This window comes from Hoeflea marina (assembly GCF_003182275.1).
Taxonomy (GTDB): domain Bacteria; phylum Pseudomonadota; class Alphaproteobacteria; order Rhizobiales; family Rhizobiaceae; genus Hoeflea; species Hoeflea marina.
The window spans coordinates 216,154-236,056 of record NZ_QGTR01000002.1; the positions used below are offsets into that span (position 1 = coordinate 216,154).

20 protein-coding genes are annotated in these 19,903 nt (G+C 63.6%); 17 read left to right on the top strand and 3 right to left on the bottom strand.

Annotated features, from left to right (window positions below):
* Positions 1–197 precede the first annotated feature (197 nt).
* The 10 genes from DFR52_RS07440 (at position 198) to DFR52_RS07485 (ending at position 9,650) form a co-directional block, all read left to right on the top strand.
* On the top strand, positions 198–995 hold the full coding sequence (locus DFR52_RS07440; RefSeq protein ID WP_280954184.1) for an alpha/beta fold hydrolase: 798 nt from the start codon (positions 198–200) through the stop codon (positions 993–995).
* A 44-nt stretch (positions 996–1,039) separates the two neighbouring features.
* Positions 1,040–2,188 carry an FAD-dependent oxidoreductase gene (locus DFR52_RS07445; protein ID WP_110031332.1) on the top strand — a complete coding sequence of 383 codons (1,149 nt, stop codon included), beginning with the start codon at positions 1,040–1,042 and terminating at the stop codon, positions 2,186–2,188.
* Positions 2,189–2,248: 60 nt separating this feature from the next.
* Entirely contained in the window at positions 2,249–2,839 is a 591-nt protein-coding gene (locus DFR52_RS07450; protein ID WP_110031333.1) for an amino acid synthesis family protein, read from the top strand.
* A gap of 31 nt (positions 2,840–2,870) precedes the next feature.
* Positions 2,871–3,329 (top strand): YbhB/YbcL family Raf kinase inhibitor-like protein, encoded by a 459-nt coding sequence (locus tag DFR52_RS07455; protein WP_110031334.1) that lies wholly within the window; start codon positions 2,871–2,873, stop codon positions 3,327–3,329.
* A gap of 69 nt (positions 3,330–3,398) precedes the next feature.
* Positions 3,399–4,124 (top strand): class II aldolase/adducin family protein, encoded by a 726-nt coding sequence (locus tag DFR52_RS07460; protein ID WP_110031335.1) that lies wholly within the window; start codon positions 3,399–3,401, stop codon positions 4,122–4,124.
* A 96-nt stretch (positions 4,125–4,220) separates the two neighbouring features.
* Entirely contained in the window at positions 4,221–5,849 is a 1,629-nt protein-coding gene (locus DFR52_RS07465; protein WP_110031336.1) for a GMC family oxidoreductase, read from the top strand.
* Positions 5,846–6,772 (top strand): 5-formyl-3-hydroxy-2-methylpyridine 4-carboxylate 5-dehydrogenase, encoded by a 927-nt coding sequence (fhmpcd1, locus tag DFR52_RS07470; protein ID WP_110031337.1) that lies wholly within the window; start codon positions 5,846–5,848, stop codon positions 6,770–6,772. The genes DFR52_RS07465 and fhmpcd1 overlap by 4 nt, the downstream gene beginning before the upstream one ends.
* Before the next feature lie 4 nt (positions 6,773–6,776).
* Positions 6,777–7,319 carry a TRAP transporter small permease gene (locus tag DFR52_RS07475; RefSeq protein WP_110031338.1) on the top strand — a complete coding sequence of 181 codons (543 nt, stop codon included), beginning with the start codon at positions 6,777–6,779 and terminating at the stop codon, positions 7,317–7,319.
* Entirely contained in the window at positions 7,316–8,590 is a 1,275-nt protein-coding gene (locus DFR52_RS07480; protein WP_110031339.1) for a TRAP transporter large permease, read from the top strand. The genes DFR52_RS07475 and DFR52_RS07480 overlap by 4 nt, the downstream gene beginning before the upstream one ends.
* Before the next feature lie 28 nt (positions 8,591–8,618).
* The gene (locus DFR52_RS07485) at positions 8,619–9,650 is read left to right on the top strand and encodes a TRAP transporter substrate-binding protein (RefSeq protein WP_245415242.1); all 1,032 of its coding nucleotides are present in this window, start codon (positions 8,619–8,621) and stop codon (positions 9,648–9,650) included.
* A 5-nt stretch (positions 9,651–9,655) separates the two neighbouring features.
* Here DFR52_RS07485 and DFR52_RS07490 read toward each other — a convergent pair whose 3' ends face one another.
* Positions 9,656–10,153, bottom strand: a complete 498-nt coding sequence (locus tag DFR52_RS07490; RefSeq protein ID WP_146215556.1) for a hypothetical protein — start codon at positions 10,151–10,153, stop codon at positions 9,656–9,658.
* A gap of 1 nt (position 10,154) precedes the next feature.
* Between DFR52_RS07490 and DFR52_RS07495 the strand changes: the two genes are divergently transcribed.
* The 7 genes from DFR52_RS07495 to pldH are packed head-to-tail and all read left to right on the top strand — an operon-like array spanning position 10,155 to position 17,660.
* Positions 10,155–11,168: a putative B6 ABC transporter substrate-binding protein gene (locus DFR52_RS07495; protein WP_245415243.1), complete on the top strand. Its 1,014-nt coding sequence runs from the start codon at positions 10,155–10,157 to the stop codon at positions 11,166–11,168.
* Between the two features lie 8 nt (positions 11,169–11,176).
* Positions 11,177–12,778: a putative B6 ABC transporter ATP-binding protein gene (locus tag DFR52_RS07500; protein ID WP_245415244.1), complete on the top strand. Its 1,602-nt coding sequence runs from the start codon at positions 11,177–11,179 to the stop codon at positions 12,776–12,778.
* Entirely contained in the window at positions 12,775–13,884 is a 1,110-nt protein-coding gene (locus tag DFR52_RS07505; protein ID WP_245415245.1) for a putative B6 ABC transporter permease subunit 2, read from the top strand. The genes DFR52_RS07500 and DFR52_RS07505 overlap by 4 nt, the downstream gene beginning before the upstream one ends.
* A gap of 1 nt (position 13,885) precedes the next feature.
* Positions 13,886–14,821, top strand: coding sequence for a putative B6 ABC transporter permease subunit 1 (locus tag DFR52_RS07510; RefSeq protein ID WP_110031342.1), 936 nt, complete (start codon positions 13,886–13,888; stop codon positions 14,819–14,821).
* 60 nt (positions 14,822–14,881) lie between these two features.
* On the top strand, positions 14,882–15,688 hold the full coding sequence (gene pldA, locus DFR52_RS07515; RefSeq protein WP_110031343.1) for a 4-pyridoxolactonase: 807 nt from the start codon (positions 14,882–14,884) through the stop codon (positions 15,686–15,688).
* A gap of 13 nt (positions 15,689–15,701) precedes the next feature.
* The gene (gene ppaT / locus DFR52_RS07520; protein ID WP_110031344.1) at positions 15,702–16,886 is read left to right on the top strand and encodes a pyridoxamine--pyruvate transaminase; all 1,185 of its coding nucleotides are present in this window, start codon (positions 15,702–15,704) and stop codon (positions 16,884–16,886) included.
* A gap of 30 nt (positions 16,887–16,916) precedes the next feature.
* The gene (pldH, locus tag DFR52_RS07525) at positions 16,917–17,660 is read left to right on the top strand and encodes a pyridoxal 4-dehydrogenase, SDR-type (RefSeq protein ID WP_110031345.1); all 744 of its coding nucleotides are present in this window, start codon (positions 16,917–16,919) and stop codon (positions 17,658–17,660) included.
* Between the two features lie 479 nt (positions 17,661–18,139).
* Here pldH and DFR52_RS07530 read toward each other — a convergent pair whose 3' ends face one another.
* Positions 18,140–19,036 (bottom strand): glycosyltransferase family 2 protein, encoded by an 897-nt coding sequence (locus DFR52_RS07530; protein ID WP_158284892.1) that lies wholly within the window; start codon positions 19,034–19,036, stop codon positions 18,140–18,142.
* Positions 19,023–19,880, bottom strand: a complete 858-nt coding sequence (locus DFR52_RS07535; RefSeq protein WP_110031347.1) for a CgeB family protein — start codon at positions 19,878–19,880, stop codon at positions 19,023–19,025. The genes DFR52_RS07530 and DFR52_RS07535 overlap by 14 nt, the downstream gene beginning before the upstream one ends.
* Positions 19,881–19,903 lie beyond the last annotated feature (23 nt).

Below are 19,903 nucleotides of genomic sequence, written 5' to 3' on the forward strand. Positions count from 1 at the left end.
GTCGCAACCTGAGGCAGCATACGCGATGTCATCCCGATTTGACAGCAATAATGTGGATACTGTCAACACGTAAGATTGAAAGAATGTCTGACAATCGGGTTGACGTTCGTTTGATTTCTGTCATGCTTCCTGCCAATGAGAACAACACGATGGGGTCCCGGAACATGGCTTCAGCCGCCTCGCGCCATGACATGATTATGCGCCGTATCGACACTGGCCGCATCGCCCTGAACGTGCGGGAGGCCGGCGACGGCCCGCTGATGCTCTTCTTCCATGGGATCACCGCGAATTCCGGTACGCTGGCGCCTCTGGCTGTCCGGTTTGCCGACCGTTTCACTGCAATCGCCGTCGACCAGCGAGGTCACGGGCTGAGCGACAAGCCGGACGACGGCTATGGGGCGGCGGATTTCGCCGAGGATATCGCCGCACTCATCAGGGCGCTTGACCGCGGACCGGCCATACTGGTCGGCCACTCGCTCGGTTCGCGCAATTCGGTCACCGTTGCCGCCAAATATCCCGGGCTGGTGCGTTCCGTGGTGGCGATCGATTTCACGCCCTTTATCGAGGCCGAAGTCTTCGATGCGCTGGAATCCCGAGTGAATGCGGGTGATCGGCTGTTCAAGGATTTGCCGGCTGTGGAGGCCTATCTCGCCGGTCGCTATCCCAACATTCCTGCCGGCGCCATCAGGATCAGGGCGGAGACCGGCTATCACGAGGTCGATGGCGGGCTTCGCCCGCTGGCGTCCGCATCCGCCATGGCACAGATCGCCACGGGCCTGCGTGCCGATCTCACTCAGGCCTATCGTGAGGTCACGAGGCCGGTGCTGCTGATGCGGGGAGCGGAAAGCAGGCTCGTTTCGGCCGAGGCGCTGGCGGAGACCAGTCGTCTTCGCCCCGATCTCCCGGTCGTCGTCGTTCCTGGCGCCGACCACTACGTCAACGAGGTGTCCCCGGACATCACCTACAGGGCAATCACCAACTTCATCGAAGCCTGACGGCGGATACTCCGTCACTTTGCATAGGTAACAGGATTTGGACCATGGCGAATATAAACAGGACGACTGGGAAGGCTCTTCGTGCGCATGTCGCTGGTGCGGGATTCGCGGGCCTGACGGCGGCGATCGCGCTGCGCCAGAACGGCTGGGACGTGACGCTGCACGAAAAGGATTCGGAACTTCGCGCATTCGGTGCGGGCATCTATCTCTGGCACAACGGCCTGCGCGTCCTTGAAGGCATCGATGCGCTCAATGACGTGCTTCATGGCACCCACACCCCGCCGGCCTACGAAACCTGGATGCACAACAAGTCGGTGTCCAAGGAGACCTTCAACGGTCTGCCATGGCGCATCATGACGCGTTCGCACCTCCACAACGCGCTCGTAAAGCGCGCCCATGCGGTCGGTGTCACTGTTCGAACCAATTCGGAGGCCGTATCGGCCGAGGCCGACGGCCGTCTGACCCTGCAGAGTGGCGAGGTTCTCGAGGCGGACCTGATCGTCGGTGCTGACGGTGTCGGCTCCAAGGTTCGTGACTCGCTCGGTTTCAAGCAGGATCGCTGGGTGTCCACCGATGGCATCATCCGACTGATTGTTCCGCGGATGAAGGACAAGCTTGGTGATGAGGCCGAGTGGGACAACACCATCGACATGTGGAACCTGGAGCCGCGCGTCCAGCGCATCCTGTATTCGCCCTGCAACAAGGAAGAGCTCTATCTCGGACTGATGGCGCCGGCGGCCGACCCGCGCGGCTCGAAGGTGCCGCTCGATCTCGAGGTCTGGGTCGAGATGTTTCCCTTCCTCGAGCCCTGCCTCGCCGAGGCCGCCAAGCTGGAAGCGGCTCGCTACGACAAGTATGCGACCACCAAGCTCGACAGCTGGGTGAAGGGCAAGGTCGCTCTTGTCGGCGACTCCGCCCACGCCATGTGCCCGGCGCTTGCCCAGGGCGCGGGTTGCGCCATGGTCAACGCCTTCAGCCTTGCGCAGGACCTCGCTGAACAGTCGTCGGTTGAAGATGCGCTTGTCTCCTGGGAAAGGCGCATCCGTCCGCTCACCGATCACACGCAGGCTCTTTCAGGCGAATACGCGGCGAACCGCTCGCTCTCGAAGGGCAACATGTTCACCAACGAGGCTCTGGAAGCCGCGCGCTATGATCCCATCAAGCGCGTCTATTCCTGGCCGCAGAACCAGTAATGACCAGCCAGCCAAAAACACTGGCGCGCGCCTTGGATGCGCGTCCCCAAGGAGACAAGAATGAACTATTCCGCCGAAGTTGAGAAGCACTATCAAGTCCGTGGCTGGTACTCGTCCGTTCAGGAAATCCGGCACGACGGCGGTGAGCCAGGTGAGCCGCTGATCAAGGTCGCCGTTGGCGTCATCATCCGCAACCCCTTCGCGGGCACCTACGAAGCCGATCTCTCGCCGCTGACGGGGCCGAGTGCCGCCATCGGCCACGCGCTGGGCGAACGCGCCATGGCACTGCTCGGCGGCCGTCCTGCCGACAGCTACGGCAAGGGCGGCATCGCGGGTGTCGGTGGCGAACAGGAACATGTCGTTGCCTGCATCACCACCGAGTTCGGCAACCCGCTGCGCGAGCAGTTGGGTGGCGGTGAGGCCTGGATCTCCTCGGCCTCCAAGGTGGCCTCGGCCGGCACCTCGATCGACATCCCGCTTGCCCACAAGGACGAGCTCTACATCCGATCTCACTATGATGCGATCACCTTCGCGGTACCGGATGGCCCGCGTCCGGACGAGATCCTCATTTGCGTCGCAGTGGCGACCGGTCCCCGTGTCCACCATCGCGTGGGCGGCAAGACGGTCGCGGACCTCGCGGCCGCTCAGTAACCCGACAGAACATGACGGAAGGACGCATTCCATGCCACTAAACATCAAAGACCTCAAAATCACGTCCACGGATTTCAAGCCGCTTGAAATGATGCGCGACGAGCATGCGGGCGACAAGGGCAATGTCTTGCCCAGGCTCACTGTCAGCGGCGTGCCGGCCGGCGCCAAGGAACTCGCCGTGATCTGCCACGATCCCGACGCTCCGCTGCCCCAGGGTTTCACCCACTGGACCGTCTACGGCATCGACCCCGCAGCGACCGATCTCTCCGACGCGCAGGAAAAGTTCCGCGTCGGCCCGAATGGTGCAGGTCACACGCAATATTACGGCCCTCAGCCGCCTGCAGGCCACGGAAAGCACCATTACTACTTCTGGGTCTACGCTCTCGACACCAAAGTTGAAGGAACGCTCACCCGCGAAGAGTTCCTGGCCAGATATGCCGACAACATCATCGAGCAGAACAGGATCGTCGGCCTTTACGAAAACAATTGAAGTGCACGGTCCCGGCGATAACAAGAACAAACAGCCGCCGCGACCGTAGCGACTTGGGAGACTTCAGACATGACCACCACAACATCTGCGCAGCAAACAGTCTTCGAAGAGCTGGTCACAGCCACGAAAATCCTGTTGCACGAAGGCATCCTTGACCCGTTCGGCCATATCAGCGCCCGCGACCCCGAGGATCCCCAGAGCTTCTTCCTGGCGCAGAAACTCGCCCCCAGTCACATCACGACAGGCGACATCCAGCGTTTCAATCTCGAAGGGGAGACCGACGACAATCGGCCTTCCTATCTGGAGCGCTACATTCACAGCGAAATCTACAAGGCGCGGCCGGACGTCCATTGCGTGCTCCACAGCCACTCCCCCGCCGTGCTTCCCTATTGCTTTACCGACCAGCCGATGCGGCCCGTCACCCACATGGGCGCGTTCCTCGGCGAGGCGGTTCCCGTCTATGAAATCCGCGACAAGCACGGCGATGCCACCGATCTCTTCGGCGGCGGCCCGGATGTCTGTGGGGATATCGCCGAAGCCCTCGGTGACTCGCCGGTTGTCCTGATGGCCCGCCACGGCGTCGTCAATGTCGGCCGCTCGGTGCGTGAGGTCGTCTTCCGTGCCTACTACACCGAACAGGAAGCCAAGGCGCAGACGGCCGGCATGCAGATCGGCACGATCAAGTATCTCTCACCGGGCGAGATCAAGACGGCCGGTAAACTCGTCGGCGCCCAGATCGACCGGGGCTGGGATCATTGGACCATGACCCTCCGTCAGGCCGGGCTGCTGAAATAGCGTCCCGGGAGAGTGCGAAATCCTGGCCCTGGGTCAGGGTTTCCAGCAGTCTCGATGGTCCGCGGTTGCCGGATCTCAGGTGAAAGCAGGGAAGTCATGTCGCACGCGGAAAGCTATGATTATGTAATCGTCGGAGCCGGTTCGGCCGGTTGCGTGCTCGCCCATCGGCTGAGCGCGGACCCGAGCTGCACCGTGCTGCTGCTCGAGGCCGGAGGCTGGGATCGCGATCCGATGATCCACATCCCGCTCGGATGGGGCAAGATCCTCACCGAACGCCGCCACGACTGGATGTATTTTTGCGAGCCGGAAGCGAATGTCGGTGGCCGCAGCGTCGAATGCGCGCGCGGCAAGGTCATCGGCGGTTCGTCCTCGACCAACGCCATGGCCTATGTGCGGGGCAATCGCGGGGACTACGACCGCTGGGCCGCCCACGGGATGGTCGGCTGGTCCTACGACGAGATCCTTCCATATTTCCGCAAGCAGGAGACCTGGGAAGGCGGCGCTGACGCCTATCGTGGCGGTTCGGGTCCGCTCAGCACCCAGCATTGCAAGTACCAGGACCCGCTGATCGATGCCTGCCGCACTGCAAGCGTCGAGGCAGGCTACCCGCAGACCGAAGATTACAATGGCGGGACGCAGGAAGGGTTCAGCCACCTGCAGATGACGATTTCCAGGGGACGTCGATCCTCGACCGCATCAGCCTATCTCCGTCCGGCGTTGAAGCGGCCGAACCTGACGGTGCTCACCAGGGCAATGGCAAAGCGCATCGTCATGGAAGGCAGCCGGGCCACCGGCATCGTTCTCGATCACAACGGAACGGAGAGGACGGTCACGGCGCGCCGGGAAGTGCTCCTGTCGGGCGGCGTCATCAACACTCCGCAGCTTCTGATGCTCTCGGGCGTGGGGGCCGCAGAGGAATTGGCCGCCCACGGCATCCAGACCCGCGTAAACCTGCCCGCGGTCGGCAAGAACCTGCAGGACCACGTCTCGGTCATCCTCATGTATCGCCGCCGCGAGCCGGGTCCGTTCCTCAAGAAGATGCGGGTGGACCGGATCGGTCTCGACTTCGTCAAGACCTATCTGACGGGCAAGGGCTTTTCGGCCGACGTGCCCGGCGGGGTCGTGGCGTTCCTCAGGAGCGGCCCCGAACGTCCGTTGCCTGACGTGCAGCTTCTCTTCACCGCAGCACCCCTTGCGGCCTGGCCCTATTTCGAGCCGTTCAAGGCCCCGTTCCCGGACGGATTTGCGACGCGCGTCGTGGCGACCCAGCCCGAAAGCCGTGGCTCGGTGAAACTCGCCTCGGGCGATCCGATGGCCGCACCGCTGATCCACCAGAACTTCCTCGCTTCCCCGAAGGACTGGGCATCGCTCCGCGCCGGCTTCCGGGTGGCGCGTGATCTCGCCGCCCAGCCGTCCATGCAGCCCTTCATCCAGGCGGAGTTTTTCCCCGGACCCGCCTGCCAGACGGACGAGGAAATCGACGAGCATATCCGCAAGACCTGCATCACCGTCCATCACCCGGCGGGCACCTGCCGGGCCGGCACCGATGCCGGGGCGGTGGTCGATCCGGACCTCAGGGTCCGCGGTGTCGCCGGTCTGCGCGTGGTGGATGCTTCCGTAATGCCGGATCTTCCCTCGGGCAACATCAATGCCGCAGTCATCATGATCGCCGAGAAAGCGGCCGATCTCATCAGGAAGTCACAGATACAGGAGGTCGCGGCATGATCCAGCGAGTAGCCATCATCGGCCTAGGTACGATGGGTCCCGGCATGGCGGCCCGTCTGGCGCGCGGCGGTATAGACGTGGTCGCCTATGACATCGCGCCGGCGGCGATCGAGCGGGCGCGCACGATGCTGGCGGCGGCCGACGGCGTTCTCGACAATCTGGGAATTGAGGCCAAAGGTACCGGCGGTTCGGTTCGCTTCACCAGCGAACTCGAGGAGGCCGTGCTGGGCGCCGACCTGATCATCGAGAACGTTCCCGAGAATGAAGAGATCAAGGCCGGCGTCTACCGCAAGATCGAGGGCATGATCTCGGCCGACACGATCGTCGCCTCCGATACCTCGGGCATCCCGATCACCAGGCTGCAGGCGCATATTTCAAATCCGGGCCGCATGGTCGGCATGCATTGGTCCAATCCGCCGCACATCATTCCGATGATCGAGGTGATCGGCGGCGAGCAGACAGCACCGGAGACGGTCGCCACCATCCGCGACTTTATCCGCTCGCTCGGCCTGCTGCCGGTTCTGCTGAAGAAGGACGTTCCCGGTTTCGTCGAGAACCGTGTGCTCTATGCGCTGCTGCGCGAGGTCGTTGATCTCGTCGAGCGCGGCGTGATCGAGCCCGAGGACATTGACACCTGCGTTTCCTGGGGCATCGGCTACAAGCTGGCCGTCATTGGACCCATGGCGCTTCTCGATATGGCCGGCATGGACATCTACCATTCGGTCTCTTCGTTCCTGAACGAGGACCTGTGCGATCGCAAGGACGTGGCGCCACTGGTCACCAAGCAGATGGCCGACGGCAAGCTCGGCATCAAGTCGGGGGAAGGGGTCTATTCCTATACGCCCGAGAAGATCGCACAGCTGCAGCCGGAGCGGGCGAAAAAGCTCGTCGCCATCCGGCGCATTCTCGAGGGGAGAGAATAGCACCATGACCACAGGACCGGGGGCTGAAGACGGACGCAAGAGTGGCAACGGGTTCATCCGGGTGGAGGCGGCCGTCGTCCGGCTCGTCGGGATGCTTCTTGGCGTTGGCCTGATCGTCATGGTCTTGGTCAACGTCGCCAATGCGGTGGGCCGCTATAGCGGCTGGTTCTCCCTTGTTGGTGCCGATGAACTCCTGGTCTACGGCATGATCTGGATCGTCATGCTCGGCGCGATTCTTGCCGCTCGCAGCCGTGATCATCTCTCGATCAACCTGTTGCCGACTGCCATGAGCGGTGCGTTGGCAGCGACCGTTCAGATCCTCATCGACATTGCCACGGTCGCCGTGTCCCTCTTTATCGCCTGGCACAGCTTCGTCTTCATCGGGCGGATCGCGAACCTGAACCAGACCAGCATGGGGCTGGGCATCCCGATGGTCATACCCCACTCGGCGATCCTCGTCGGTTTTGTCGGCATCGCCGCAGTCACGGCCTTCCTGACAGTCGTCGACATTTCCCGCCTCGCGGTTTCTGAAGGAGATCGCAAATGAGCTGGGTTCTGGGCATCAGCGTCGTCATCCTGATTGCACTCGGCGCCCCGATCTTCGTTGCGCTGCTGACTGCCGCGTCGCTGGCGCTGCTTTTCTTCCCCGGCCCCCCGCTGATCGCGCTCCAGCAGACGATCTTCGGCGGCCTGGATGCCTACGCGCTCCTCTCGGTGCCGTTCTTCGTCTTTGCCGGCGAACTGATGGCGATCAGCGGCATCGCCGACCGGCTGATCAATCTGGTGCGCGCGCTCTTCGGCCGTGTGCCTGGATCGCTCGGGATCGCAGCCCTCGGCGGATCGACCCTGATCGGTACGATCTGCGGCTCTTCCGCTGCGGCAGTCGCCGCCGTCGGCCGAAACATGTATCCCCAGCTCATCGAGGGCGGTTACGGCAAGCAGCGTGCGGCCGGCATCATCACCTCGAGCGGCGCGATCGACATCGTCATCCCGCCCTCGATTGCCATGATCCTCTATGGCGCCTCTGCCGAGCAGTCGATCGCCAAGCTGTTCGTCGCGGGCATCATCCCCGGTGTCGTCATGGCGCTGCTGATGGCCGGTTACATCTCGTTTTCGGCAATGAGGGCGCGCATCCCTCGGGAAGCGGGTTTCCGTGCCCGGGTTGCCTGGCAGGCGTTCAGGCAGGCCTTCTGGGCGCTCACCATGCCAGCATTCGTGATGACCGGCATTTATGCGGGTTTCTTCTCGCCCACCGAGGCCGGCGGCTTTGCCTGCGCCTATGCCGCCTTCATCGGGATCGTGGTCTACCGCACCGTCAACTTCCGCTCATTGCTGGAAGCGGCCATCAGCTCCGCCATGATGACCGCTCGGATCATGATCGTGGTCGCTGCCGCAGGCGTCATCAGCTGGGTCCTGACCGTTGAAGGGGTCCCCCAGGCCCTGATCGCGGCCACCGCCGATGCGGGCATGTCGCCTCTGGGCTTCCTGCTGACCGTGAACCTGCTGCTGCTGGCGATCGGCTGCGTGCTCGACCCGACTTCCGCGATCCTCGTCCTGTCGCCGCTGCTGGTGCCGATTGCGGTATCGCTCGGTATCGACCCCATCCACTTCGGCGTGGTCATGACCGTCAACCTCGCCATCGGCATGTTCACGCCGCCCTTCGGTCTCAACATCTTCGTCGCGCAGTCCGTTCTCGGCTTGCGGACGTCTGACATATACCGCGGCGTTTTGCCCTACATCGGGGTGCAGATCTCCGCTCTCGTCCTCATCACTCTCATCCCCGCGCTTTCGCTATGGCTGGTCAACGGCATGTCGTGAGCGCTTCGAAGCACATGGAGCACTGGAAATGACGAAACATACGACACGCTTCACTCTGACCCGGCGCGCATTTGGCGCGGTCGCGGCACTCTCCTTGATGCTGCCCTTCGCCGGTTCCGCCTATGCGCAGAGCACGATGAAGCTCGCCTCGGCCACCATCAACGATGTGCAGCACGAGTGGCAGAAGGAATTCCAGAAGGAAGTTGAGTCCCGCGTCGGCACCGCGCTCAAGGTTGAGATCTACCCGGCCTCGCAGTTGGGCGCGATCCCGCGCATGTCCGAAGGCGTTCTCCTCGGCACCATCGAAGCCTTCACCACGCCGACCTCCTTCGTGACCAACGTCGATCCGCGCTTTCAGGCCTTTGATGTGCCCGGCCTCTTCAAGGATGCCGATGAAGTCGACGCGGTGATCCACGACAAGGATTTCCGCGACTACATGGAGACGCTTTTCCTCGACAAGGGCGTGCGGATCATCGGCGCAATCTTCAATTCACCGACCCAGATCCTCACCCGCGAACCGGTGACCACTCTTGACGGCTTCAAGGGCCTGAAGGTGCGAACCTTCGCTTCGCCGCTTCAGATGGAGCCCATGGCGGCGCTCGGTGTGAACCCGACGCCGCTGGCGCTGTCGGAAGTCACCCCGCAGCTGCAGGCGGGTGGCATCGACGGCATGCTGGCCGGCATCCCGATCCTGACCGCCTTCAAGTTCTATGACACCGCCAAGCACGTCACCAACATCAACATGAACCAGATCGTTTCGGTGACGCTGGTCAACGAGGCGTGGTTCCAGTCGCAGCCCGAGGAGGTCAGGACCGCGATCATCGAAGCGGGCCGGGCGGCCGAGAAAACCGTCTTCCCCTGGGGCGTTGAGAACGTCGAACGCGCCGAGAAGGCCTGGCTGGGCAATGGCGGCGAGATCCATACGCTTCCTGACGATCAGCAGGCCGAGCTCCAGGCGACCTTTGCCAGGGTGGCCGACGAAGTCATCGCCGGCCAGCCCGCAGTCATCGAGGTCAAGGGCCGGATCGTCGCCAAGCTTGAAGAGGTCCGCTCGAAATGACGATTTCAGCCGCTCGCAGCCTCGCAGCTCAAACCGGCTTCGCCACCGGCACGGCAGGAGTAGCGCAACGCCGCCTTCGCCTTGCCGCTGGCAATCGGCAGGGTGAGCCGCGTGCGGCCGGCTTCGCTGGCACACCAGAGGGCCTCGACCGGCATCCGGTCATCGGTCGCGTTCATCAGGTTGAAGACGCCGGTCTTCTGGTCGTGCCACAGCGTCAAGGTGAGCTCCTCGCCCGGAGAAACGCGACCGAGTTCGTCGGAGTACCAGTGGGCCAGCGCGGCCTCGCAAACAAGCGGAACGCTGGTTTCGTTGACAACCGAAATCTTCACCGGGTCGGCGCCTTCGGTCCCGTGAATGATGCCTGAATAAGGCACATAAGCTCCGCTTCCGGCACTGGCCGGGAGCGAGGAAAGCCCAGCAGACAGGGCGATGAAAACAACAAACAGTCTGCCAACCGCTTCTGTATTCTGTATTGAAACCGACAACCATTGTGGGAACAACATGATGAAAAACCTGCTTATTTCTGCCGCGCTCAGCGTGGTGCTAGCAGCCCCGGCGTTCGCCGCCGAGGTAGATACCATAGCCATTCTCACTCCGGAACAGGGAAGTGACTTTGGCTGGAACCAGCAGGGCGTCGACGCTGCCAAGGCTGCAGCCGCCGCGACCGGCGTCAAGATCATCGTCGCCGAAGGCCTCGGTTACGGTGACGTCCGTGCGCCAATGCGCGAACTTGCCGCCGAAGGTGCCGACCTGCTGATCGCCCATGCCAGCGGCTACAACACCGCCGGCCCGGAAATCGCCGGGGAGACCGGCGTGGCCGTCGCCATTGTCGACAGCCCCGACGCTCTCGTCGCCGGCAAGGTCGCCGACTACACCCTTTCGGGTCATGAAGGCGCCTATCTGGCCGGCCGTCTCGCCGCCAAGATGACCACCACCGGCACCGTCGGTATCGTCGTCTCCGGTGAGCCGCCGTCATGGAACTCGCAGTCGGCCGGCTTCGCCGAAGGCGTGCACGCCGAGAAGCCGGACACGAAGATCCTCTACTCTGTGATTGGGCCGGCCGCCTATTCGGATGCCGCCGGCGGCAATCGCGTCACCACCTCGGTGATCGCAGCCGGTGCGGATATCATCTTCGGCCAGGGCAACGGATCGAGCTTCGGCATGATCCAGGCGGTGGAGTCCAACAAGGCGACCAACGGTTCGGACGTGCTCTTCATCGACGTGATCGGCGACAAGTCCTCGCTGGACAAGGGTCATCTTCTGACCTCCGTCCTGTGGGACATGACCCCGGTCTATACCGCGATGATCGAGGACCTGAAGGCCGACAAGTTCGGCACCCACGGCTACTCGATCAGCCTGGCCGACGATTCGGTCAAGCTGATCAAGACCCCGCAGGTCGACGAGAAGGCCTGGGAAGAAGTGATGGCCCTGCGTGAGCAGATCATCTCCGGCGCGATCAAGGTCGAGCCGAAGTTCGATGCCGCGGATGTCCGTGCGCTGGTCACCGTGGCCGAGTGAGCATGTCCGTGGCAATTGCAGCGGAAACCCCGACAAACCTGCCCCCGGAAACGGGGGCAGGTGTCATCGGCGTGCACGGCGTGACCAAGCGCTTTCCGGGCGTGATCGCGGTCAACAACGTCTCGCTCACCATCCACCCGGGCGAGGTTCACGTCCTGCTCGGCGAGAACGGCGCGGGCAAGTCGACGCTTGTCGGCATCCTCGCCGGGCTTCAGGAGCCGGACGAGGGCCACCTGTCGCTCAACGGCCAGAGAACGCGGCTGGCCAGCCCCTCGGCCAGTCTTGATGCGGGCATCAGCACGGTCTTCCAGCATTCCATGCTGGTGCCGACGCTGACCGTGCTCGAAAACCTCACTCTTGGCGCACCCTGGTACGAGCGCCCGCCGAGGGCGGCGATCGCTGCGCGGATGGAGGAACTCAAGCGTGATTTCGCGCTCTCCCTGCCGCTCTATGCCATCACCGGCGAGTTGTCGCTCGGTCAGCAGCAGCAGATCGAAATCGCCCGCGCGCTGTTGCGCGACAGCAAGGTGCTGATCCTCGACGAGGCGACGTCCATGCTGACGCCGCAAGGCGCGGAGGAACTGGGCGCCCGCATGCAGAAGCTGGTCAGGAGTGGCCTGGCGGTGATCTTCATCACCCACAAGCTCGCCGAGGCCTACCGTTTCGGCAACCGGATTTCAGTCCTCAAGCAAGGCGCCCTCGCCGGCGAGATGGGCCCGGAAGAATTGAAGGGAATGTCGGAAGGCGAGGCCGTGGACAATATTGTCCGCCTGATGTTCGGCAGCGAGGCCGGTGCCAACTCCATGGAACATCGGGCAAGCACTGCGCGTGCCGAAACCGTTCTGAATGTGGCCGATCTTGCCACCCAGGGCGATGCCAACGTCATGGCACTCGAGAACATTTCCCTGACGCTCAAGGCAGGAGAAATTCTCGGTGTGGCCGGGATCGACGGCAATGGCCAGAAGCAGCTGGCCGAGGCACTTGCGGGGCAGCGTCCGCTTACAGCCGGTCGGGTCGAACTAGACGGCGAGGACATCACGCGCGCATCGGTCGCCCAGCGCCGAAGCAAGGGTCTGCGGTACCTCACCGACGACCGGCTCGCCGAGGGGTCGGTCGGCGCATTCCCGATTTCCGAGAACACCGTGCTCAAGGATATCGGCCAGCCGCCGTTCTGGATGAACGGTATCGAGCGACCGCAGCGCATCGCGCAGCACGCACGCGACCTGATCGCGAAGTTCTCGGTTCGCACGCCGAGCGAGACCATCCCGATCGGGCGGCTTTCGGGCGGCAACATCCAGAAGGTGCTGCTCGGTCGGGAACTGTCCGGCGAGGCCCGTGTCGTCGTCTTCAACAAGCCGACCTACGGGCTCGACCTGCAGAACATCGACACCTCGCGCCAGCGCATCGCCGAAATCGCCGGCAAGGGTCTGGGTGTCGTGCTCATCTCCACCGACCTTGATGAACTCATGGCATTGTCGGACCGCATCGCCGTGATGGAGGGTGGCCGCATCCGGGGTGTCGTCGAGAACGACGGAACGGGAGAGACGCTGCGCCTTCGCATCGGCCGGATGATGGCGGGCGAAGAAGAACACAAACAGGCGACCGCATGACCATGGAAAAAGATATCCATCCTGCTGCGGCGGGCCAGGAAGCCAATGCGGCGGATGCCGCCGGACCGGCGACGGAGCGCAGCGCCTTTCAGCGCCTGATGACTGTCACCGTCGGACCGATCGTGGCCGCCTTCCTGCTCTCCGCCATCATTCTGATGCTGGTGGGCATCAATCCGCTGACCTATTACGGCTACATTCTCGAGCGGTCGCTGCTCTCGGGCCTGGGGCTGGAGCAGACGGCGACGCGCATGGCGCCGCTCCTCTTCCTCTGCGCGAGCCTGATCATCGCCTTCCGGGCGGGGATCTGGAATCTCGGCACCGACGGGCAGTTTCTGCTCGGGGCCGTCGCGTCGGCCGCCGCCGCGCCGCTTCTCGTCGGGGTTCTCCCCGGTTGGGCGGTCTTGCTGGTCGGCTTCGCGCTCGCGGCGATCGTCGGCGCGGTCTGGTCGATCATTCCGGCGCTGCTGAAGGCCTATCAGGGCGTCAACGAGATCATCACAACATTGATGATGTCCTTCCTGGGTGTCCTTCTGGCTTCGACGCTGGTCAAGCTCGCCTTTCGCGATCCGGCAACCACCGTGCCGCAGACGCGTACCCTGCCGGTCGAGGACCGCCTGCCAAGACTGTTTGACACCACAATCTCGAGCGGGCTTGTCTGGGGCCTGATTGCGGTGCTGCTGGTCCATCTGATGATGACCCGCACCTCCTTCGGCCTGCGCCTGCGGATGGTGGGCGCCAATCCGGTGGCCGCAACCCATGCCGGTCTTTCGGTCCCGCTGCTGACATTGGCCACTTTCGGTCTTTCGGCAGGCTTGGCTGGCCTGTCGGGCGCATCCGAGATCCTCGGTGTGGCCGGCAACGTGCCCGCCAACTGGAATCCTGCCTACGGGCTGATGGTGATTCCGCTGGTCTTCCTCGCGCGCTTCCATGGCGTGGGCGCCATCGTGCTGGTGTTCTTCTATTCGGCGCTGCTGATCGGCAGCGAGAGCGCCGCCCGACGTCTCGGCGTGCCGCAGAACTTCACCCTTGTGCTGGTGGCGAGCCTGCTGATCTGTCTCGGCCTCGGTGAATATGTCGATCAACACAAGCGGAAGAAGGAGCGCTGAGATGGGCGGATTGCTGACCGAGGCGTTTCTGTCGTCTCTCTTCACCGGCGCGATCGTCGCTGCTCTGCCCATGCTGCTGGCCGGTCTCGGCGAGCAGATGTCCGAAAAGGCCGGTGTCCTCAACATCGGCATCGAGGGCATGATGCTGATGGGCGCCTATCTGGGTTTCTTCGTCGCCTTCAAGACCGAATCCCTGTGGCTGGGTTTTCTGGGCGGCATGGCGGGTGGCATGCTGGTGGCCATCATCATGGCGATTCTCTGCGTGCGGCTGGGCCTGAACCAGATCGTCATCGGCATCGGCCTGACGCTCGGGGTGGAGGGGCTCACCGCGCTGCTTCACCATTTCCAGTTCTCGCGCACCTATCCGCGCCTGCCTGCGCCGGAACGGCTCAATATTCCGGGCCTCAGCGATCTGCCGGTGATCGGGCCGTCGCTCTTCGGCCGGCACCCGATCGTCTACATCGCGCTGCTTGCCGTCGCGGTCATGGCGATCCTCTATCGCCGCACCAATCTCGGCATGAACCTGCGGGCTGCCGGTGAACGCCCGGCCGCGCTCGATGTGGCCGGCGGCAACGTGCTCGGCATCCGCATCTTCGCGGTGCTGTTCACCGGCGCGATGGCCGGACTCGGCGGCGCCTACCTCGCCAATATCGGGGCGGGGCTGTTCGTCCCCTTCATGACCGGCGGCGCCGGCTTCATCGGCATCGTGCTCGCCATGCTGGCGCGCGGCCGACCGCTCTGGGTGCTGATCGGCTCGCTGATCTTCGGCGCAGCGCTGTCGATGACCACGGCCCTGCAGGTCGCGGGCTCGAACATTCCAACCGATGTGATCCAGATGCTGCCGTTTGCGGCCGTGATGCTGGTTCTCGTGCTTTTCGGTCGCCGGGCAAAACTGCCCTCGGCCCTGGGCGCAGCCTATGAACGTGGTGCCCGCTAGGGCGCACCCACAATGACCGCGCCAGGGAGTAAGGGCGCGGCGCAACAAAGGAGAAGTGACATGGCCGATACCAAAGTGTTCCTGCTCGACGGCGGCTCGCTGGTTCTGGATGGTTTTCATATCTGGTGGAACAAGGGGCCCGGCGGCGAGGTCCGCTTTCCGGTCTATTCGGTGCTGGTCGATCACCCGAAGGGCAAGTTCCTGATCGACACCGGCTACGATTTCGATCACGTGCAGAAGGTGTTGCCCTTCGAAAAGCCGCAGCAGACCGGCCAGCAGACCATTCCCGGCGCGCTCAAGCTCCTGGGCCTCGAGCCCAGGGACATCGATGTGGTGTTCAATTCCCACTTCCACTTCGACCATGTGGGCGGCAACAAGTTCTTCCCTGACGCCAAGAAGATCTGCCACAAGGATGAACTGCCCCAGGCAGCCAGGTGCCAGCCATTCGAGGTCCTCGGCTATTCGGATCTCGCCTTCTCGACCGAGGTGGCCGAGGCGCGCGGAATGTCCGACCAGCTCACCATGGGTCAGACGGGTGCCAACACAAAGTATGAGCTGATCGAGGGCGACGTCGAACTCGCTCCGGGTGTGACACTTGTCTACACGCCCGGTCACACGGTCGGCCACTACTCGCTGCTCGTCGAGTTCGACAACCGGCGCCCGCTGCTCCTGACGCTCGATGCCGCCTACACCCGCAAGAACTACGACAACGACATCAATGCCGGCTTCCACATCGATCCCGTCGCGGGCGTGAACTCCATGCGCCGGCTCAAGCAGATCGAGAAGGAGAAGAACGCAGAAGTGCTCTTCAGCCACGATCCGGAGAGCTTCAAGGACTACAAGACCGGCGTGAACTTCTACGGATGATGGGGAGGAACCGATGAGATATCCTGAAACCAAGCCCCCGGTCTTTACCTTGACCGCCGGTCCCGTGGACGCCTATCCGGAAGTGCTCCGCGCGCTCGGGACGACGGTGCTCTACGACTACGATCCCGCCTTCCAGGCCTTCTTCGAGGATCTTACCCTCAAGGCCCAGGAAGCGATGGGCTGCGATCTGCCGCCGCTCATTCTCCAGGGGGAGCCGGTTCTTGCGCTCGAGGGGGCGGCGGCCTCGCTGATCGCCAGGGACGATGTGGTGCTCAACCTCGCCTCCGGCGTTTACGGCAAGGGCTTCGGCTATTGGGCCGCGCGCTATGCCAGGAAGGTCGAGGAGATCGAGGTGGCATACGACACCGCGATCGATCCCGACCGAGTGCGCGACTTTCTCAAGGCCCACCCGGAAGTGAAGATCGTCTGCGTGTGCCACCACGATACCCCGTCGGGGACGCTCAACGATATCGACGCGATCGGCGCCGTTGTGGCGGAAGCCGGTGCGATTCTCATCGTCGATGCGGTCTCCTCCTGGGGCGGCATGGAGACAAGCCCCGGTTCGAGCCAGGCGGGGATCTACGTCACCGGCCCGAACAAGTGTCTGGGCTGCCCGCCGGCGCTTTCGCTGGTCGCGGTTTCGGAAGCCGCCTGGGCGAAGATCGAGGCCAATCCCGACGCTCCCTTCGCTTCCATGCTGAGCTTCACCGACTGGAAGAATGCCTGGAAGAAGACGGAGCCGTTCCCTTTCACCCCTTCGGTGGCCGAACTCAACGGCTTGAGCGTCGCCCTGGATCGCTACCTCGATGAAGGGCCGGAACAGGTCTGGGCACGTCACGCGCTGACGGCCCGGATCTGCCGTGAAGGGATCAAGGGCATGGGTGTGGAGCTGTGGCCGGCCAGCGAGGACATTGCCTCGCCGACCGCCACGGCGGTCAAGATGCCTGCGGGCATCGACGCCGGGCTCGTTCTCAAGGAAGCACGGGCCCGCTACGGCGTCTCCATGTCCTCCGGCCGTGCTGAAACCCTCGGCAAGCTGATCCGCATCGGCCACATGGGCCCGACCGCGCAGCCGGGTTACGCCCTGCTCGCCGTCGCCGCCATGGGCGGGGCTCTGAAGGCACTCGGCGCCAAGGTGGATGTGGTTGCGGGACTCGCTGCCGCGCAAGCCAGCTGGGACAGAGATATCGACGCATAACCGGCAACGGTCAACACAAAGGAAACAGCAATGAGTACAAGTCTTGAAGGCCGCAAGGCGGTCGTTACGGGTGCGGCACAGGGCATCGGCAAGGCGATCGCCAAGGCGCTTGCCGAAGCAGGCGCAAAGGTCGTGATCTCCGACATCAACGGCGAGGGGGCCAAGGCCGCCGCCGCCGACATCGGCCATGGTGCCGTGGGCGTGACCTGCGATTCCACCAGGGTCGACCAGGTTGACAAAATGCTGGAAGATGCCGCCGAGAACGGCGCCATCGACATCCTCGTCAACAACGCCTCGATCGTTCCCTATATCGCCTGGGACGATGTGGATCTGGCGCATTGGCAGAAGATCATCGACACCAACCTGACCAGCGTCTTCATCGCCAGCCGCAAGGCGACCGACATGATGCGCGCCGCCGGTCGCAAGGGCACGGTGCTGAACATTGCCTCCAACGCCTTTTATGCCGGCACGCCCAACATGTCCGCTTACGTGGCGGCCAAGGGCGGCGTTGTCGGCTTCACCCGCTCGCTGGCCACCGAAGTGGGCAAATACGGGATCCGCGTCAATGCGGTCACTCCCGGCCTCATCGAGTCCGACGGCGTGAAGGGCACACCCCATGCCGAGAGCTTCGGCTTCGTCGAGATGCTTCAGGCGATGCCCGGAAAGGGCCAGCCCGAGGACATCGCCAAGGTCGTGACCTTCCTCGTCTCCGACGGCGCCGGCTGGATGACCGGTCAGTGCGTCAACGTGGACGCGGGCATGATCCGACTCTGACGCTTGCTCTCGCTTGCGGCGGTGGACCAGGATCGACATCTGTCCTGCTGCGCCGCCACACGCTGAGAACTGCTGACCTGCCCCCGAATCTCAATGCACTCGAAACCGGCAATGTCCGCTTATGGTCATTCCATCGGGCTTAGGGGGCAGGTCACCTTTCTTCGGAGGTCTGGAGCGTTTTCGGTTCCGTGGCGCCCCATATGTCGCAAGGATCCGGCCGGCCGGAAGCGGCAGCAGCATTGGAGGAGACGCCGGGTCTGCTGTTTCCCGTTGATGCCGCCGGGGACCCAGGACAGGGAGACCCTCATGCATGTCGCCCGACAGTGTGCGTCGGTTTCGGGATCACGACATGCACAATTGCAGGAGCTAAAGCACGCCGCGTGAACCTGGATTCACGCGGCGTGCAATAGGTCACGCGTAGCGCCGCCCCTGTCCGGATGCGGCCCCGGGGCATGCCCGCGTGCCGCGTACCGCGGGCTTCAGCGTTCCGGGAGGCGCTTGACCCGGATCTCCGCGCCATCCATGGGCGCCAGCCTGGCCGGCAGGATGTGGCGGTCCCAGAACCGGGCAAGTCCGTCCCGAGCGGCGACCTCGACGAGAAACCTGTTCTGCCATCCCCACGTCCTCGGCAGATCGGGGGACTCGTCGAACAGCCGCCGGTATTTGTCCGCTCGCCTCTTGAGGCCATCGATGCCGCGCATTGGATAGTGCCTGATGTGCATGGCGTCATCCGAGACCTGCCGCTGAGCCGCATCATCGGAATAGTCCGTGACATGGTGCGCGCCGGCCGACAGCTTCCTGACGCGGCCGAGCGGGAAGAACAGCTTCGGGTTGGCGGAGATGTCGCAGAAGAACAGCGGGTGTTCGAGCCCGTCGACAACGTCGCCCCAGGGGGCGCCGGACTCGATCTTCTGCCGGATGGATCGGGTGTCGAAGCCCTTTTCGATGCTGTTGCGAAATCGCGCTACCACATCGCTGCCCGGCCAGAGATTGCTGTCCGTGTCCGGAAAGCAGTTGGTGCGACCGAGACGGTGGATGGTGGCGCCATCCATCAACGACGCCAGACTGCGGTGCGGAAAGACGAACTCGTCGGCGTCGCACAGGCAGAAATAGGCGCTGGCGTTCCTGGCCCGGGCCGCGTCGAGCAGGATGTCGATCCAGGCGTCGCTGGCAGGCTCGGTGCGCTGCTTGCGGATCAAAGAGACCACCCCCTGACGCGCATAATCGGCGAGAATGTCGAGGCTGCCGTCGAGCGAGCCATGATCGATGATGTGAAAATGCGTGAACCCGCACGCAAGGTGATGCCGCAGTTTCTGGTCGAGAATGTCTTCCTCGTCCTGCACCGCGAAGGCCATGACCGCTTCAAACCGCGACATGGACATCCCAGAAGGTCTTGAGCTCCGAAAGGTCGGTGGATGCCTCGATCCGGTCAAGAGCTCCCCGGGCGATGCCGCGGCGGTCGTCCGGGCGGGCGAGCCAGCCGGTGACGCAGTCCGAGAGGGCCATGGCGTCGCTGTTCCACCATCCGGACAGCGGCCGCAGTTCCGGCTCGATCTCGGTCCGGTCCTCGGAAAGCGAAAACACACCGATATGGGCCATCGACATCAGCCGCATCAGGCCGATATGCGCAAAGGGCGGGCGGTGGCCGAGATGCAGCACGATCTTCGCTCGCGCGGCCAGCTCGTTTCGCATGTGGAAGGTGGTGAGGTCGCCGACGTCGAGGCAGCGCAAACGGCAGGTTCCCGCCAGTGCGTCGAGCAGCCCGGCGCGGCTGTCATAGATCCTGCCGAAGAACAGCACATCGATGTCGCAGTCCTTCTCGCCCATCGGCCGGTGTGTCGCCAGCACCGGGCAGTGCGACGGCGCCAGCTTGAACACCGGCAGGCCGAACGTCCGCTGCAGGAACCGTGCCGACTGCTCGAAATAGGTCAGGAAGGCTGCCGCATGCCGAAACAGCCGGTTCCTCGGCTCGCTGAACCAGAACGCCGTCTCCGGCTTGAAATTGATCATCCCCGCATCGATGAGTTCCGCATCGAAGATGACATATCCCGGACCGGCGCCGATCAGGCGGTCGATGACGGCGTCATCGACATAGGGAAAGCCGATCAACACGTTCAGGCAGGACGGATCCAGCCTGCCCCGGTCCATGCTGACATCGTGGCCGATGCGCCGCAGCCAGTAGGCCAGGCTGATATAGATCTCCTCCTTGAGGACGCTCATCCCCGGATTCGGGTCGAAGATCG

Bases quoted from the DNA above. Each gene is read 5' to 3' on its own strand.
- DFR52_RS07485 (WP_245415242.1), top strand. From the start codon at position 8,619: ATGACGAAACATACGACACGCTTCACTCTGACCCGGCGCGCATTTGGC.
- pldH (WP_110031345.1), top strand. From the start codon at position 16,917: ATGAGTACAAGTCTTGAAGGCCGCAAGGCGGTCGTTACGGGTGCGGCA.
- DFR52_RS07445 (WP_110031332.1), top strand. From the start codon at position 1,040: ATGGCGAATATAAACAGGACGACTGGGAAGGCTCTTCGTGCGCATGTC.
- fhmpcd1 (WP_110031337.1), top strand. From the start codon at position 5,846: ATGATCCAGCGAGTAGCCATCATCGGCCTAGGTACGATGGGTCCCGGC.
- ppaT (WP_110031344.1), top strand. From the start codon at position 15,702: ATGAGATATCCTGAAACCAAGCCCCCGGTCTTTACCTTGACCGCCGGT.
- DFR52_RS07530 (WP_158284892.1), bottom strand. From the start codon at position 19,036: ATGTCGCGGTTTGAAGCGGTCATGGCCTTCGCGGTGCAGGACGAGGAA.
- DFR52_RS07505 (WP_245415245.1), top strand. From the start codon at position 12,775: ATGACCATGGAAAAAGATATCCATCCTGCTGCGGCGGGCCAGGAAGCC.
- DFR52_RS07465 (WP_110031336.1), top strand. From the start codon at position 4,221: ATGTCGCACGCGGAAAGCTATGATTATGTAATCGTCGGAGCCGGTTCG.
- DFR52_RS07455 (WP_110031334.1), top strand. From the start codon at position 2,871: ATGCCACTAAACATCAAAGACCTCAAAATCACGTCCACGGATTTCAAG.
- DFR52_RS07450 (WP_110031333.1), top strand. From the start codon at position 2,249: ATGAACTATTCCGCCGAAGTTGAGAAGCACTATCAAGTCCGTGGCTGG.
- DFR52_RS07475 (WP_110031338.1), top strand. From the start codon at position 6,777: ATGACCACAGGACCGGGGGCTGAAGACGGACGCAAGAGTGGCAACGGG.
- DFR52_RS07510 (WP_110031342.1), top strand. From the start codon at position 13,886: ATGGGCGGATTGCTGACCGAGGCGTTTCTGTCGTCTCTCTTCACCGGC.
- DFR52_RS07460 (WP_110031335.1), top strand. From the start codon at position 3,399: ATGACCACCACAACATCTGCGCAGCAAACAGTCTTCGAAGAGCTGGTC.
- DFR52_RS07440 (WP_280954184.1), top strand. From the start codon at position 198: ATGCGCCGTATCGACACTGGCCGCATCGCCCTGAACGTGCGGGAGGCC.
- DFR52_RS07490 (WP_146215556.1), bottom strand. From the start codon at position 10,153: ATGTTGTTCCCACAATGGTTGTCGGTTTCAATACAGAATACAGAAGCG.
- DFR52_RS07495 (WP_245415243.1), top strand. From the start codon at position 10,155: ATGAAAAACCTGCTTATTTCTGCCGCGCTCAGCGTGGTGCTAGCAGCC.
- DFR52_RS07535 (WP_110031347.1), bottom strand. From the start codon at position 19,880: ATGAGCGTCCTCAAGGAGGAGATCTATATCAGCCTGGCCTACTGGCTG.
- pldA (WP_110031343.1), top strand. From the start codon at position 14,882: ATGGCCGATACCAAAGTGTTCCTGCTCGACGGCGGCTCGCTGGTTCTG.
- DFR52_RS07480 (WP_110031339.1), top strand. From the start codon at position 7,316: ATGAGCTGGGTTCTGGGCATCAGCGTCGTCATCCTGATTGCACTCGGC.